Genomic DNA, 15,524 nt, shown 5'->3' on the forward strand with positions numbered 1-15,524 from the left:
CCACTTCCCGTTACTACTCCTGTGGTGCGACGCCGTGGTGGTCGCGGTAGCTGGGCATGCCCGCTTCGGAGTCGGCCCGCCACATGGCGTGCCCGATCGCCCGGGTGACGCAGTCGGCGGCCGCCGCGAGCAGCAGGTGGAAGCCCATCGGGTCGGGTGCATCGCCGTCGCAGGTGGCCAGCGCAAACACGGTGTCGCCGTCGAACATCGTGTGCACCGGGTTGATCGCCCGCGCCATGCCGTCGTGTCCGATGCCGGCCAGCTTCTGGCACTGCGCCTTGGTGAGTGCGCGGTCGGTCGCCACCACCGCCAGCGTCGTGGCGGTGCCGATGGCGGGCTTGTCCGTCGGCACCTCGGCGGGGTGCACGGTGTCGGTCGGGAACTCGTCCGGGAGGCCGTGCCGCGCCGCGAGCAGTTGCCCGGTGACCGGATCGACGGTACTGCCCACGGCGTTGACGACGACCAGTGCGGCAACCACGGTGCCGTCGTCGAGCACCGCGCTGGCCGAACCGATGCCGCCCTTCAGCCCGCCCGCCTTCGCCCCGGTGCCCGCCCCGACGGCGCCCTGCTCCAGCGCTCCGGCTGACGAATCGGCCACTGCCGCAATGGCTTCCGCGCCCAGTGCCGCGTCGGGCGGCGCCATCGGGTCACCGCCGCGGCCGAGGTCGAAGATCACCGCCGCCGGCACGATCGGCACCGGCACCTGCTGCCCGGCCGCCTCGACCGGCAGGCCGACACCTTCGGTCGCGAGCGCCCGCATGACGCCGTCCGCAGCCGCGAGACCGAACGCGCTGCCGCCGGTGAGCACCACCGCGTGCACCCGCTGCACCATGTTGCGCGGGTCGAGCAGGTCGGTCTCGCGGGTGCCCGGGCCGCCGCCGCGCACATCGACCCCGCCGACGGCCCCCGCATCGGGCAGCCGGACGACGGTGGTGCCGGTGAGGCTGCCGCCGCCGCGCCGGGTGGCGTGCCCGACGCGCACGCCCGCCACGTCGAGGATGCTGTTGGTCTCGCCTGCTCGCATGCGACAACCGTCCCACACGCCCGCCGACTCCCCCGCAAACGCTGCGCCTGCCTGCACACGCTGCAGCTGCAGCCTCTGGCGGCAACTGCAGCGTTTGCGGGGATTCGGGGGCGACGGGGCAGGTGGGCGGGGTAATCGGGGGCGGGTTCGGGTAAATCGAGTGCGCCGCACGGGCGCAACGCGGCACGCTGGTGCGCATGGAAATCACCGCCGCGCTCCCGTCCGGCCTCACCACGCGTCCGCTCACCACGGACGACCTGCGGGCGGCCTTCGAGGTCTACTCGCAGGCCGAGATCGCCGACGTCGGCACTCTGATGATCGAACCCGAGGACATCGAATCCGACTGGGACAGAGCCAGTTTCGACATCTCGACGCAGAGCGTCGGGGTGTTCGAGGGCGAGCACCTGGTCGGCGCCGCCGAGGTCTTCAAGGCCCGTCGCGCCGAGGCCGCCGTGCTGCCCGACCACCGCGGACGCGGCATCGGGGTCTGGCTCGCCGAGTGGACCGAGCAGGTCGCACGCCGCGACGGGGGCGCGAAGGTCGGCCAGACCTGTTTCCGCGGGTCGGGCGGCGAGCAACTGCTGCGGGCGCGCGGGTACGACGACGCGTGGACCTCCTGGGTGCTGGAGCTGCCGGCCGACCGGCCGGTCATGGCCCAACCGCTGCCGCCGGGTTACACGATCCGGGAGGCTGTCGCCGGCGCCGAGGACCGCGACGTCTTCCAGGTGATCGAGGATGCGTTCAACGAGTGGCCCGACCGCACCCCGTCGACCTTCGAGGACTGGTATCCGCGGTTGATGGGTCGGCGCGGGTTCGAGCCGTGGCAGATCCGGGTGGCCGTCGACGGCGACGACCGGGTGGTCGGGGCGGCGTGCACGATTCTCGACTCGGCCGGCGAGGCCTACATCGACCAGCTCGCGGTGCGCAGCGATCAACGGGGCAAGGGGTTGGCCCGTTCGCTGATGGCCGACGCCTTCGCGCAGGGTCGTGAACGTGGCGCCGCCCGGTTCGGTCTGTCGACCGACTCACGCACCGGCGCGCTCGGGCTCTACGAGAAGGTCGGCATGAAGGTGACCCAGACCTGGGTCGCGCTGGCGCTGGACTTGGCGCCCGAAGCTTAGCCCTCGCAGGTCTTCTTATCGAATTGGGTCGGACAGCGGTCGCACAGCGATCGGAGGGTCAGTGGGTGCCGACGAGTTCGCGGTGCAACCGGTCGACCTCTTCTTCGAGCAGGTCGGTCATCCGGTCGGCGTCGGGGATCAGCGTGGCGTCGACGCCGAGCGAGAGGTAGACCTGCCCGGCGTAGCTGTAGATGCAGATCGTCATCGGTTGGTCGCCCGACGAGGGCGCCCACCCGAGGATGGCGTCGACCGGGGTGCCGGCCAGGGCGACGGGTCCGCGCGGGCCGGGCACGTTGGTGAGCACGCCGACGGTCAGGTTGGCGAACAAGTTGGTCAGAGCCACGCTCATCGCCTGCGGTGACTGCGCGATCGCACGCTGCACCCCGAAGGTGATGAGGGTTTCCTGCGAGTTCTTGATCCGCATCGTGCGCCGGTGGATCTCGCGCACCCGTTCGGCGGGGTCGTCGATGTCGAGCGGCATCCGGAAGTTGACCAGCGCGAAGTGATTGCCGAGTGCGTCCGGCAGCCCCTGACCGAACGGTTGCAGGCTGACCGGGAGCAGCCAGGCCACCTCGTCGAGCCGTTCGTCGCGCTCGGCGAGGTAGGTCATCAGCATCCCGGCGACGGCGGTGAGCAGCACGTCGTTGACCGTGCAGCCGGTCGCGCGGGCTGTCGCGACGACCGTCGCCAACGGCACCGGGGTGGCCCAGACGACGTTCTTGTCGACGCCCGGGGTGCCCGTCCACACCGTCTCGGGGTTGCGTTGCCGCAACAGCGCGAGGGTCTCCACCGTGGTGTTGGCGGCGTTGCGCCTGCCCGGGGTGATGCCGGCGACGTAGGTCATGACGTCGACGGCACGCTACGGGTCGCCGGCGATGGTGGCCACCTCGGTGACGGCGCCGGCGGCGAGTTCGCCCATCTGGGCGGCGGCCCGGCCCGGGGCGCCGAGGGGGTCACGCAGGTCGCGGACGCGAAGGGCTTGCTGCGTTCGCCGGAGACGTACTCACGCACCCGTTCCTCATCGACCGGGCCGCGCAACCCGGCCTTGCGCACGTGCCGCGACAGCCGGAATTGCGGGTCGCGGGCCCAGTGGGTGCGTCCGCGGATGTGCTCGGGACGGCACCGGAAGACCGGGTACCGGTCGACCATCCGCTCCTGGATGGTGGCGCGGATCGCGTCCCAGTCGGGCGACTGCGCCAACCAGATGAGCGAGTCGATCACCATGAGGTTGTTCGGACGGTCCATGTCCAGCCACAGCTGGTCCTGCACCGTCAGCGGCATCGGCGCGAAGTCGTCGGGCAGCGCCTGGGAAGTCATCGCCGGAAGTTACCAGTCAGTTGGGCTCTGGGCGGGGCTGATGACCGAGCAACGGCATCAACCGGTCGATCGACCAGCCGATGCCGGCCGCCAGGATGATCGTGCCGACGCCGACCGCGGCGCCGCACCACCAACCGACGACCACGCCGCACAACTGGAAGATCGTGTAGCTCACGCCGAACCGCAGCGGCGGGTCGAAGGCGAGCGCGGCCGCCTCCGCCGGGCCGGCGCCGAGGTCGGTCGCCAGGTAGGCGGCCACCCCGATGCAGAGCACCACATAGCCCGCGACGAAACAGGCGATGCGCGCGCCGAGGTGACCGACCGAGGGCATCACCCGCATCACCAGGCTCACCGTCAGCCCGACGAGCACCAACTGGCTGATCGTGCCGGGGCCGGGCTTCTGGCCACGCAGCCAGGCCAGTCCCACCAGGATGGCCGCCGCCACCCAGCTGACGATCGCGAAGTCGAGCCCCGTCGCCTTGCTGAGCCCGCTCATCAAGGTGGAGTAGCCGTCCGAACCGAGCTCCGCCTGCAACAGCAGACACACGCCGAGCCCGAGCACGATGCAGCCGATCGGCAGCTGAATCGCCCGACGCACCAAGGACATACTCACCCTGAATTTCGCAGAGCCGTGGCCAGACCGTTCATCGTGAGCAGGATGCCACGGCGCACCTGCTCGTCCTCGTCACCGGCGCGGTAGCGCTTGAGCAACTCCACCTGCAGGTGGTTGAGCGGTTCCAGGTAGGGGAAGCGGTTGAACACCGAGCGCTTCAGTGCCGTGTTGTCCCACAGCAGGTCGTCGTGGCCGGTGATCTGGCCGAACACCTTGACCGTGCGAGCGTGCTCGTCGACGATCCGTCCGAACACCCGGGCGCGCAGTTCCTCGTCCTCGACGAGGTGCGAATACCGTTCGGCGATACCGAGATCCGACTTCGCCATGACCTGCGCGAGGTTCGACATGACACTGCGGAAGAACGGCCAGTCACGGTAGTAGTGCTGCAGCTTCTCCAGCCGCGACTCGTCCTCGTCGATCCACTTCTGCACCGCGGTGCCGGTGCCGTACCAGCCGGGCAGCATGATGCGGGCCAGCGACCAGCTCATCACCCACGGGATCGCCCGCAGGTCGGAGATCTTCTCGGTCGGTTTGCGGGAGGCCGGACGCGAGCCGATGTTCAGGGCGCCGATCTCGGCGACGGGGGTCGACGTCTTGAAGTACTCGACGAAGCCGTCGGTGCGGTGCACCAGGTCGCTGTACGCCTCCCGCGCGAGCGCAGCGAGTTCGTCGAGGTCGCGGTAGGCCTGGTCGGTGTCGTCCAGCCCCTCGATGTCGAGCAGCGACGACTCCAAGGTGGCGGAGACGATCGCTTCGAGATTGCGGTAGGCGAGCGCCGGCTCGGCGTACTTCGCCGCGATGATCTCGCCCTGCTCGGTGAGCCGCAGCGACCCACGGACGGCGCCCGGCGGCTGCGCGAGGATCGCGTCGTAGCTGGGACCGCCGCCACGGCCGACCGTGCCGCCGCGTCCGTGGAACAGCCTCAGCCGGATCGCGAACTCGGTGGCGACGTCGACCAGGTCGAGTTCGGCGCGGTAGAGCGCCCAGTTGGCGGCGAGATAACCGCCGTCCTTGTTGGAGTCGCTGTAACCGAGCATGACCTCCTGCAGGCCGCCCTTGGAGTCGACGAGCGTGCGGTAGGCCGGCAGCGCGAGCGCCGAACGAAGCGTCGTGGCCGAGACCTGGAGGTCTTCGATGGTCTCGAACAGCGGCACGATGTTGACCGAGCAGGTGGCGCCGCCCTCGTCGTCGGGCACGTACAGCCCGGCTTCCTTCAGCAGCACCGCGCACTCGAGGATGTCGGAGACGCTGGTGCACATGGAGATCACGTAGTTCGGGATCGCCTCGGGTCCGAAGGTGCGGACGGCGTCGGCGGCGGCCGCGACGATCGCGAGTTCGCTGCGGGTCTGGTCGGAGAACTCCGCGCCGCGACCGACCAACGGACGCCGTGAGCCGAGTTCGGCGACCAGCAGGTCGACCTTCTCCTGCTCGCCCAGCGAGGCGTAGTCGGGGTGCACGCCGGCCCAGGCGAACACCTCGGCCACGGTCTCCTCGTGCACATCGGAGTTCTGCCGCAGGTCGAGGCCGTACAGGTGGAACCCGAAGGTGCGCACCGCCTCGCGCAGGCCGGCGAGTTCGGCGTCGGCGAGCAGGCTGTCGTGCCCCGAGCGCAGCGAGTTGTCGACGACGTCGAGGTCGGCGAGCAGTTCGTCGGGCTCCAGGTAGGCGGTGGCGCCGGCCACCTCGATGCTGGCGTCGGCGCGACGTCCGAAGAAGGCGACGTAGGTCTCCTCCAGCCGGCCGCGGATCCAGCGGAGGGCGCGCCGGTAGGGCTCGTCGTCGCGTTCGTCCTCCGTGTTGAGGTCGGCGAGTTCGAGCAGGTCGTCGTCGGTGGCGGCGAGCCGCCGCGACAGCGACAGGCTCACCTCGAGGCGGTCGAGCTCACGCAGGTAGTGCGTGATCGCGGTCTCCGACGCGCGGCGTGACGCGGTCGCCACGACCGACTCGGTGACATTGGGGTTGCCGTCGCGGTCGCCGCCGATCCACGACCCGGCACGCAACATCGGCTCCGGCAACAGGTCGGCGCCCGGGTAGAGCTGGTTCAGTTCGCGTCGCACCTGCGCGTTGATCCGCGGCATCACCTCGAACAGCGACGCCTCGAACCAGCGCAGACCCACCTCGATCTCGTCCTCGATCTGCACCCGCTTCAACCGGATGAGCGCGGTCTGCCAGAGCGTGATGATCTGGATCTTGATGTCGCGCAACGCATCCCGCTCCTCCTGTTCGGTGAGGGTCATGCGTTCGCGGGTGCGCATCGTGCGCTTGATGCGGCTCTGTGCCTCGAAGACGGTGCGGCGGCGCGTCTCGGTCGGGTGTGCGGTGATCACCGGCACGACGGTCGCGTCGCGCAACGCGTCCTCGACCTCGGACGGTGCGAGACCCGCGGCCTGCAGCTTGGGGAAGGTGGCGGCGAGCGACCCGTCGATCGGCGGCTCCCCCGCGCCGGTGTGCACGGCCCGGCGGCGCTCCCGGTGGAGGTCTTCGGCGAGGTTGGCCAGCAGCGCGAACAGGCTGAACGCGCGGATCACGTGCAGCGCGTCGCGGGTCGAGGTTTCGTGGAAGAGTTCGGCGAACCCCTCCCGGTCGACCTCCTGCCGGCGCACGGCGAACGCCTTCTTGCGGGCCTGCTCGACGAGTTCGAAGACGCGCTCGCCCTCCTGCTCACGGACGACGTCGCCGAGGATGCCGCCGAGCAGGCGGATGTCGTCGCGCAGCGGTTCGGTTGCCGCGCGGCCTTCCTCGCTCGCTTCGGAGACCATCGGCGCAGGCTGATCGATCATGGCGCCAAGTATGGGCGTGACCGGCTGGTAGGTGAGACAGGGTGTTCACGGAACGGACGAGACGTGCGTCACGCTGGGGCGCCGTCCGGACGAACTCGCGCCCGAGGGGCGGGCGCCGTCCGGGCGAACTCGCGCCCGACGCGACTTGCTGCGCGGTATCGACGACTACGCCCGAGCAAGTCGCGCCTGACGCGACTTGGTGTCGGGTCAGCCGAGGTTCAGCGGGTCGTCCGGACGCTCGGCCCACTGCCCGGCGTACAGCCGCAGCGCCCGCAGACTGCTGGTGTCGCTCTCCTGCGCCTCGTGCAGCGCGGCGGCCAGCCGGGTCAGCGCGGCGTCGACGGCGGCCGCGGCATCGTCGGCGGGACTCAGCCCGTCGGGCCCGGGCCGCGTGCGGCGCTGCGGGGTCAGCCGGCCGAGCACCGAGTAGGCGTCGATGATCGCCCGGATCGCCTGCCCGACCGCGACCTGTTCGCGCGCCGACAACCGCGCGAAGCGGGAGCACACGTCGTCGACGAGGCCCGCATCCTCGGCGCGCGAGTCGGCGGTGAGGAACGCGACGGCGCGTTCCCGGTCGCTCACCGGCCGCTTCGCGGGCGCGGACTGCGCGGACGGCGCGGGCGCCGGGTTGGGCCGCGTCCGCCCGGCCGCGGAACGGCCGAGGTAGTGGGCGATCCGCATCACCTGCGGTCCGTCGAGTCGGGCGAGCGCCCACAGGAAGTCGCGCACGACGCGATGCCCCGACTCGGTCGACAGAATGCCGGCGAACCCGGCGGACAGTTGCCGCAGCATCTGGTGGGCGCCGATGCTGACCGTCAGCATCGGTGTCGGACGCTGCCCCAGCGCGAGCAGCCTGCGCTTGGCCGGGGTGAGTGCGGTGAATCCGAAGAAGTCGGGCTGCGCCGTGCCCACGAAGTGCACCCCGATCACCGTCGTCAGCGCGTTCGGCGTGAACAACTGCACGGCGCGGATCTGGGGCAACGGGTTGACGGACATCGCGGTCGGTCGGCACCTTCCGGGCGAGGGGCGGAACCCTTAGTATGGACGACCGGCGCGCGACCCCGGCCGGTTCATCCACAGGGTCGCCGCCTCGAGCATCGCCGGGCCGTACCACGTGATCAGCCGCCCGCTCACCAGGTGCGTCGGCACGCTCGCGAACGCTTCGGGGCCGTCGGAGTCGGTGAAGACGTACGGCTCGTCGGGCAGCAGCACGACGTCGGCGAGGTCGGGGTCGTCGAGGTCGGACAGCTCGGCGTGCGGGTAGCGCCCCTCGGCTCCCGACGGCACGACGACCTCCACCCCGAGCCGCGCGAGCAGGTCGGCGGTGTACGTCGGGTGGCCGACCACCATCCACGGGTCGCGCCAGATCGGCACCACCGCGCGGCGCGTGAGCGGACGCGGCGTCGCCCAGGCCGCGTCGGCGTCGTCGAGCCAAGACGGCGCGTCCCACCCGAGCGCCTCGACGAACAGCCGCCGCATCGCGGCGAGCGCTTGCGGCACGTCCTCGATATCGGTGACCCACACCGCGATTCCTCGATCGCGCAGCCGTTGCACGTCGAGTTCGCGGTTCTCCTCCTTGTTGGCGACCACGAGCTGCGGATCGAGCGCCGCGATCGCGTCGAGGTTCGGGTTCTTCGTGCCGCGCACCCGCGGCACGTCGAGATCGGCCGGGTGGGTGCACCAGTCGGTCGCGCCCACCAGCGCGTGCGCTCGGGTGGCCACGATCGCCTCGGTGAGCGACGGCACCAGGCTCACCACACGGGTCACCTCGTCGGGCACCTCGACCGCCTCGCCGAGGTCGTCGACCACCGACCGGGCCATCAGACGTCCCCCAGGATCACCACGAGGCCGATGACACCGAGCAGCGTGCTGGTCGCGGTGAGCAGCAACACCGCCCAGATCTGCGGTTCGACCCGTTCTCGCACGATGCCCCGCACCCATCGGTCGTAGCGACGGCGGCGGGTGCCCCCGATGACCAGCGCCGCGAGCAGCGCGACCGCCACCATCACCAGCAGTGACGGACCGAGCCGGGGCGACCAGTGGATGAAGATCGCGCTGGTGACCGCCAGCGACCACGCCGTCCGGCTCCAGGCCAGGGAGGTGCGCTCGGGCTGCAACCCCTCGTCGAGGTGCGGTCGCTGCGCCGTCATCGGCTCAGCACCAACAGGATCGAGGTGACCGCGGCGACCGCGGCGCCAAGGCTGAGCAAGGGCACGAGCACCGGGAAGGGCAACGGACGGCGTTCGCGCATGCTGCGCTCGACCGACACCCACCGGAAGGCGGCCGCCAGACCGATGACCAGCCCCACGCACACGACGCAGACGGCAAGCACCTTCCGCGTGGAGGAACTGAACGATGCGTCCGAGAACGCTTCCAGCGCAACGCCGCCCGCGATGAACGCCAATGCCGTCCGCATCCAGGCCAGGAAGGTGCGCTCGTTGGCGAGGGTGAACCGCGGGTCGGGTTCGGTGCCGTCGGGGAACACGCGGCGGGCCAGCCGCGAGCGCCGTTCGTCGGTCTCGGTCACGGGTCACACTCCGGGTTTGCGAGGGTCGCCCACAAATCTAGCGGCGTACGCCGTAGTCGCCGGCGCCGTCCGCACCGGTGATGTTTCCTACGGTGGGGACGTTGCCCGATGCCCGAACCCCCGAAGGATGCCTGATGCGGTCGATCGTGCCCGACTATCTCGCCGAGCTCATGCAGGAGTGCTCCGACGTCACCGGCGGCGCCCCCGCCGACTACATCCCCGAGCTCGCCCGCGTCGACCGCGCACTCTTCGGCATCGCGCTGACCACGGCCGACGGACGCACCTACACCTCCGGCGACGCCGACACCCTCTTCACGATCCAGTCGATCTCGAAGGCGTTCGTCTACGCGATGGCGATCCGCGACCGCGGGCTGCCCGAAGTGCTGGAACGGATCGACGTCGAACCCTCGGGTGAGGCCTTCAACGAGCTGTCGCTGGAGCGCAACTCCAAGCGTCCGCTGAACCCGATGATCAACGCCGGCGCGCTCACCGCGCACTCGCTCGTCGGTGCACCGAACGACCCGCCGGAGCGATGGGTCGAGCTGATCCTGGAGGGGTTGTCGGAATTCGCCGGCCGGGAGCTCGACGTCGACCAACGGGTGTTCGCCTCGGAGATGCAGCATGCGCACCGCAACCTGGCGATCGCGCACATGCTGCGCAGCTACGACATGTTGACCGCCGACCCCGAAGCCGTCGTCGGCGGCTACACCCGGCAGTGCGCCGTCCGCGTGACCACGCGTGACCTGTCGGTAATGGCCGCGACGCTCGCCAACGGCGGCACCAACCCGATCACCGGACGGCAGGTGGTGACACCCGAGGTGGTGCAGCAGACGCTGTCGGTGATGCTCACCTGCGGCATGTACGACTCCGCCGGCGACTGGATCACCACCGTCGGCATCCCGGCCAAGAGCGGTGTCGGCGGCGGCATCCTCGGCGCGCTGCCGGGGCAGTTCGGGGTGGCCACCTTCTCCCCGCCGCTGGACGAACACGGCAACAGCGTGCGCGGGGTTGCCGCCTTCGAACGGCTCAGCCACGAGATGGGCATGCACCTGATGACGGTGCCCCCGCTGACTCGTTCGGTGATCCGCCGCCACCGCCGCATCGCGCTGCGCTCGGGCACGCCGGCCTACCTGTACGAGTTGCAGGGTCCGTTGCGTTTCTCCAGCGTCGAGCAGGCGATCCGGCTGGTCGAGGAGTCACCGCCCCAGGAGCACACCGTCGTGGTCGACCTGCAGAACATGACCTCGATCGACGCCACCGCCCGCCGGATGCTGCTGGAACTGCTGCGTCGGATCGGCCTCGACGGACACGAGGTGTGGCTGATCGACGGCGAGACGGTGGTTGCCGGCGCGGCGCCGTCCGGGGTGCGGCTCGCCGACGACGTGATGCAGGTCGCCGGCTGAGCAAAGTAATGCCTCGTGGAGGGATTGGTCCTGTCCCGCAAATTCCGGACTCGCAATTGGTCCGCGACTACTCGGATAGTTGGCCGTGTCAGATCCTCACAACGAGAAAGGCGCTCCATCATGGACTGCACCAAGTGCCACCGCCCCCTCCACGACTGTCCCTCATGCAACGGCGGCCGCGCCTCTGGCATCGGCGGCAAGCTGACGTGTTCCAGGTGCAACTCCACAGGGCTCCTCTGTTCTGAACACGATGGCCACCACGGACGTCGTTGACGAATCATCATGAAGACCGATTCGGTCGAACTGCACACCCGGCTGGACCTCACGCGCTGCGCGCAACTGATCAACGATTCGTTCCGCCGCATGAAGGCCGACAGCGTAGCCCCGGTGCAAGCCAGCGGTAATCCGCTGGACAGCATCGGCATGGTCCAGCCGGATGTGGCAGTGGTCGGGTCCAGAGCGGGCAAACTGAACCTCTGGGCAATCCAGGTCTACATCTACGCCCTTACAGACGGTTGCCTCATCGACCTGGTCGCGGTTGGTGACGGTGGCTTTACGCGCGCCATGGGCGGTGCACGTAACACCTTTTCGCTCTCGAAGGGTAGACAACAAGTGCAGGCAATGGTGTCGGAACTGCGTGCAGCCGACCCGTCTCTGACGCTTGCAGGATCCGACCCTCAGCCGACGCCGTCTGGGCCATCCTCACCACCGGCCACCGCGCTGCCAGAACCTGAGCCCAACACCGATCGCGCCCTACCCGTCGTGGCCGCCACTCCTACCAGCGGGGTAGCCGACCTGCCGACGCCTCACCAGCAGCCCACGACGGGGCTGAGCTCGGGCCAGATCCGCGATCTCAGCGCGGCGGAGACGGTCGTAGCCCAAGGGGCGAACCGGCCCTTACCCACTTCCGCGGACAATCGCATCGTGTTGCGGACAACATGGCTGACCCCGCCTGATTCCGGTATCGACGTATCGGCGCTGGCGGTGGACTCGCAGCAACGGGCTGTCTCTGAATCGCACTTCGTCTTCTACGGCAACCCGAGGTCACCGGAGGGCGCCCTAGCCGTGAAAGTGGCGGGTGCTGGTGACGCTAGTGTCGAGGTCAGCCTTGACCGCGTGCCGTTATCGGTCGCAAAGATTCTGATCATTGCCTCTATCGACCCCGTCCGGCGCCCGATCACATTTAGCGACGTTGGACACTTGATCACGACAGTTCACTGCACAGATGACGGCCGCCCACTTCTTGGATTTGACGCCGCAGAGGCGGCCACGCAAGAAACTGCCATGCTTCTGTGCGAGGTCTACCGTCGAGACAGCGAGTGGAAGTTCCGAGCCATCGGCCAGGGCTTCTTCGATGGCCTCGCCGGAGTGATCCGAACCTTTGGTCTGCAGACCGCGTAACGCCTGCGGCTGGCCGGTCTGGGCTTCCGCGGCCCACTGGCCTCATCGTCGGCTCAGACGTTGCGGCGGTACTGACCGCCGACCTCGAAGAAGGCCTCGGTCACCTGCTGCAGCGAGCACACCCGCGCGGCGCGCATCAGCACGTCGAACACGTTGTCGCCGTTGACCGCGGCCGTCCGCAGCTCGTCGAGCGCCGCCTTCGCCTCGGTCTGGTGCCGCTGCTGGAAGTCACGGACGCGGGTGAGCTGGCCCTGCTTCTCCTGCTCGGTGCCGCGGGCGAGTTCGATGTGCTTGGGCGTGCCGTCGTCGTCGGCGTTCGGGTTGCGGAAGGTGTTGACGCCGATGATCGGCAGCGACCCGTCGTGCTTGCGGTGTTCGTAGAGCATCGACTCGTCCTGGATGCGGCCGCGCTGATAGCCGGTCTCCATCGCGCCGAGCACACCGCCGCGCTCGGTGATGCGGTCGAACTCCTTGAGCACCGCGGCCTCGACCAGGTCGGTGAGCTCGTCGATGACGAACGAACCCTGCAGCGGGTTTTCGTTCATCGCCAGGCCCCACTCGCGGTTGATGATCAGCTGGATCGCCAGCGCGCGGCGCACCGACTCGGTGGTCGGGGTGGTGACGGCCTCGTCGAAAGCGTTGGTGTGCAACGAGTTCGCGTTGTCGTAGATCGCGATGAGCGCCTGCAGCGTGGTGCGGATGTCGTTGAAGTCCATCTCCTGCGCGTGCAGCGAGCGGCCGGACGTCTGCACGTGGTACTTCAGCTTCTGGCTGCGTTCGTTGGCGCCGTACTTCTCCTTCATCGCGACCGCCCAGATGCGGCGTGCGACGCGGCCGATGACGGAGTACTCCGGGTCCATGCCGTTACTGAAGAAGAACGACAGGTTGGGCGCGAAGTCGTCGATCTTCATGCCGCGCGCGAGGTAGCTCTCGACGTAAGTGAACCCGTTGGCGAGGGTGAACGCGAGCTGGCTGATCGGGTTGGCCCCGGCCTCGGCGATGTGGTAGCCGGAGACGCTCACCGAGTAGAAGTTGCGCACCTGGTGCTGGATGAACCACTCCTGGATGTCAGCCATCATCTTGAGGCTGAACTCGGTGGAGAAGATGCAGGTGTTCTGGCCCTGGTCTTCCTTGAGAATGTCGGCCTGCACGGTGCCACGCACGTTCGCCAGGGCGTACGCGGTCAGCTCCGCCCGCTCCTGCTCGTTCGGCTCGCGGCCCTCTCGCTCAATGAACGCGTCGACCTGCTGGTCGATGGCGGTGTTGAGGAAGAACGCCAGGATGGTCGGGGCCGGGCCGTTGATCGTCATCGAAACGCTGGTCGAGGGCGAGACCAGGTCGAAGCCGCCGTACAGCACCTTCATGTCGTCGAGCGTCGCCACCGAGACACCCGAGGTGCCGACCTTGCCGTAGACGTCGGGGCGCTCGTCGGGGTCGCGACCGTAGAGGGTCACCGAGTCGAACGCGGTCGACAGTCGGGTGGCCGGCTGACCTTCGGACAGCAGCTTGAACCGGCGGTTGGTGCGGAACGGGTCACCCTCGCCGGCGAACATGCGTGCCGGGTCTTCACCCTCCCGCTTGAAGGGGAAGACACCGGCGGTGAACGGGTAGTAACCGGGGAGGTTCTCGCGGCGCAGGAACTTCACCAGCTCGCCGTGGTCGCTGAACCGGGGCAGCGCGACTCGCGGAATCTTGTTGCCCGACAACGATTCCCGGGTGAGCTTGTTGACGATCTCCTTGTCGCGGATCTTCACGACCTGCTCGTCGCCGGAGTACGACTCGAGCACCGACGGCCACTTCACCAGCGCGCTCGCGACCTCGTCCGGCACGTCCTTCTTGGCCTGCTGGAGCAGTTCGTCGACGCTGTCCGGCACCTCGGCGAGTTCGCCCGCGACGAGCTCGAAGCGCTGGGCACGAGCGGCCGCGGCCGCGAAGGTCTCGGTGTCGGCGTGGTAGTCGCGCACGGTGTCGGCGATCTCCGACAGGTAGCGCACACGGGCCGCCGGCACGATGGTGGCGATGCGCGTCGACCGCTTGGTGTCGACGTGGGGCAGAGTGCCCTCTTCGACATGCATTCCCTTGTCGGACAGAAGGGTTCGCAGTTCCTGGTAGAGCGCGGTGACGCCGTCGTCGTTGAAGGTGGCGGCCGAAGTGCCGAAGACCGGCATGTCCTCGGGCTTCTTGCCGAATGCCTCGCGGTTGCGCACCATCTGGCGGCCGACGTCGCGCAATGCGTCCTCGGCGCCGCGGCGCTCGAACTTGTTGATCGCGACGACATCGGCGAGGTCGAGCATGTCGATCTTCTCCAGCTGACTGGAGGCACCGAACTCCGGCGTCATCACGTACATCGACACGTCGGAGTAGTCGATGATCGCCGAATCGCCCTGTCCCACACCGGGGGTCTCGAGAATGATCAGGTCGAAGCCGGCGGCCTTGGTGATCGCGATGATCTGGTCGAGATGTTCGGGCACCTGGCTGCCGCCGCGGGTGGCCAGCGAGCGGAAGAAGATGCGGTCGCCGTCGAGCGAGCTCATCCGGATGCGGTCACCGAGCAAGGCGCCGCCGCCACGGGAGCGGGTCGGGTCGATCGCCAGCACGGCGACGCGCAGCTTGTCCTGCTGGTCGAGGCGCATCCGGCGGATCAACTCGTCGGTGAGCGACGACTTGCCCGAACCACCGGTGCCGGTGATGCCGAGCACGGGCACGGCGCGCTTGCCGGCGGCTTCGTCGATGGCGGCCACGAAGTCGGCGTCGAGCATCGACTGCTGCGCGCCGGTGATGGCCCGCGCGACGGCGGCGCGGTCGCCGGAGACCACCGCGTCGACGCTGGTCCGGCCGAGCTGCCAGAGGTCGTAGTCGCAGTCGAGGATCACCGAGTTGATCATGCCGACCAGGCCCATGCGCTGGCCGTCCTCGGGCGAGAAGATCGTGACGCCGGCCTTGCGCAGCCGGTCGATCTCGTCGTGGACGATGACGCCTCCACCGCCGCCGACGACCTTGATGTGCTCGGCGCCGGCCTGCTTGAGCAGGTCGGTGAGGTACTCGAAGTATTCGACGTGCCCACCCTGGTAGGAGCTGACCGCGATGCCCTGGGCGTCTTCCTCGAGCGCGGCGTCGATGACCTCCTGCACCGAGCGGTTGTGACCGAGGTGGATCACCTCGGCGCCCTGCGTCTGCATGATGCGCCGCATGATGTTGATCGACGCGTCGTGACCGTCGAAAAGGCTTGCCGCAGTGACGATTCGGACGTGGTTCTCGGGCTTGTGCAGCTCGGGCTCGGCGTCGCTCATGGCTCCTCCAGGAATTCGGTGACCTCGCTCACTCGAAATACTAGGACT

General features: G+C 69.0%; 13 protein-coding genes. 3 read left to right on the plus strand and 10 right to left on the minus strand.

What is annotated here, in order from left to right; all coding sequences use genetic code 11:
• Positions 1-13: 13 nt before the first annotated feature.
• The gene (locus DFJ65_RS01080) at positions 14-1,024 is read right to left on the minus strand and encodes a P1 family peptidase (protein WP_115921416.1); all 1,011 of its coding nucleotides are present in this window, start codon (positions 1,022-1,024) and stop codon (positions 14-16) included.
• Between the two features lie 197 nt (positions 1,025-1,221).
• Here DFJ65_RS01080 and DFJ65_RS01085 point away from each other — a divergent pair, with 197 nt between their 5' ends.
• Positions 1,222-2,145: a GNAT family N-acetyltransferase gene (locus DFJ65_RS01085; RefSeq protein WP_147301264.1), complete on the plus strand. Its 924-nt coding sequence runs from the start codon at positions 1,222-1,224 to the stop codon at positions 2,143-2,145.
• Positions 2,146-2,203: 58 nt separating this feature from the next.
• On the opposite strand, the gene DFJ65_RS01090 is transcribed toward DFJ65_RS01085, so the two are convergent.
• From DFJ65_RS01090 to DFJ65_RS01125, 8 genes are all read right to left on the minus strand, one after another.
• A complete protein-coding gene (locus tag DFJ65_RS01090; RefSeq protein WP_115921418.1) occupies positions 2,204-2,989 on the minus strand; it encodes a WS/DGAT domain-containing protein in 786 nt (261 codons plus the stop codon).
• Positions 2,986-3,462 carry a wax ester/triacylglycerol synthase domain-containing protein gene (locus tag DFJ65_RS01095; RefSeq protein WP_115921419.1) on the minus strand — a complete coding sequence of 159 codons (477 nt, stop codon included), beginning with the start codon at positions 3,460-3,462 and terminating at the stop codon, positions 2,986-2,988. Before DFJ65_RS01095 ends, DFJ65_RS01090 begins: the two co-directional genes overlap by 4 nt.
• 16 nt (positions 3,463-3,478) lie before the next feature.
• A complete protein-coding gene (locus DFJ65_RS01100) occupies positions 3,479-4,060 on the minus strand; it encodes a DUF6198 family protein (RefSeq protein WP_147301265.1) in 582 nt (193 codons plus the stop codon).
• 11 nt (positions 4,061-4,071) lie between these two features.
• Positions 4,072-6,855, minus strand: a complete 2,784-nt coding sequence (ppc, locus tag DFJ65_RS01105) for a phosphoenolpyruvate carboxylase (RefSeq protein WP_115921421.1) — start codon at positions 6,853-6,855, stop codon at positions 4,072-4,074.
• A 207-nt stretch (positions 6,856-7,062) separates the two neighbouring features.
• Complete coding sequence (locus DFJ65_RS01110; RefSeq protein WP_115921422.1) at positions 7,063-7,851, minus strand: hypothetical protein; 789 nt, start codon at positions 7,849-7,851, stop codon at positions 7,063-7,065.
• 39 nt (positions 7,852-7,890) lie between these two features.
• Positions 7,891-8,676: a helical backbone metal receptor gene (locus tag DFJ65_RS01115; protein ID WP_115921423.1), complete on the minus strand. Its 786-nt coding sequence runs from the start codon at positions 8,674-8,676 to the stop codon at positions 7,891-7,893.
• Positions 8,676-9,005: a DUF202 domain-containing protein gene (locus tag DFJ65_RS01120; protein WP_115921424.1), complete on the minus strand. Its 330-nt coding sequence runs from the start codon at positions 9,003-9,005 to the stop codon at positions 8,676-8,678. The genes DFJ65_RS01115 and DFJ65_RS01120 overlap by 1 nt, the downstream gene beginning before the upstream one ends.
• On the minus strand, positions 9,002-9,382 hold the full coding sequence (locus DFJ65_RS01125) for a YidH family protein (protein ID WP_115921425.1): 381 nt from the start codon (positions 9,380-9,382) through the stop codon (positions 9,002-9,004). The genes DFJ65_RS01120 and DFJ65_RS01125 overlap by 4 nt, the downstream gene beginning before the upstream one ends.
• A gap of 134 nt (positions 9,383-9,516) precedes the next feature.
• On the opposite strand from DFJ65_RS01125, the gene DFJ65_RS01130 reads away from it, so the two are divergent.
• Both DFJ65_RS01130 and DFJ65_RS01135 read left to right on the plus strand, forming a co-directional pair.
• Entirely contained in the window at positions 9,517-10,785 is a 1,269-nt protein-coding gene (locus DFJ65_RS01130) for a glutaminase (protein ID WP_115921426.1), read from the plus strand.
• 282 nt (positions 10,786-11,067) lie between these two features.
• Positions 11,068-12,186 (plus strand): TerD family protein, encoded by a 1,119-nt coding sequence (locus DFJ65_RS01135; RefSeq protein ID WP_115921427.1) that lies wholly within the window; start codon positions 11,068-11,070, stop codon positions 12,184-12,186.
• A gap of 53 nt (positions 12,187-12,239) precedes the next feature.
• On the opposite strand, the gene icmF is transcribed toward DFJ65_RS01135, so the two are convergent.
• A complete protein-coding gene (icmF, locus tag DFJ65_RS01140) occupies positions 12,240-15,476 on the minus strand; it encodes a fused isobutyryl-CoA mutase/GTPase IcmF (RefSeq protein ID WP_115921428.1) in 3,237 nt (1,078 codons plus the stop codon).
• Between the last annotated feature and the right edge of the window lie 48 nt (positions 15,477-15,524).

It is taken from the genome of Calidifontibacter indicus (assembly GCF_003386865.1).
GTDB classification, from domain to species: domain Bacteria; phylum Actinomycetota; class Actinomycetes; order Actinomycetales; family Dermatophilaceae; genus Yimella; species Yimella indica.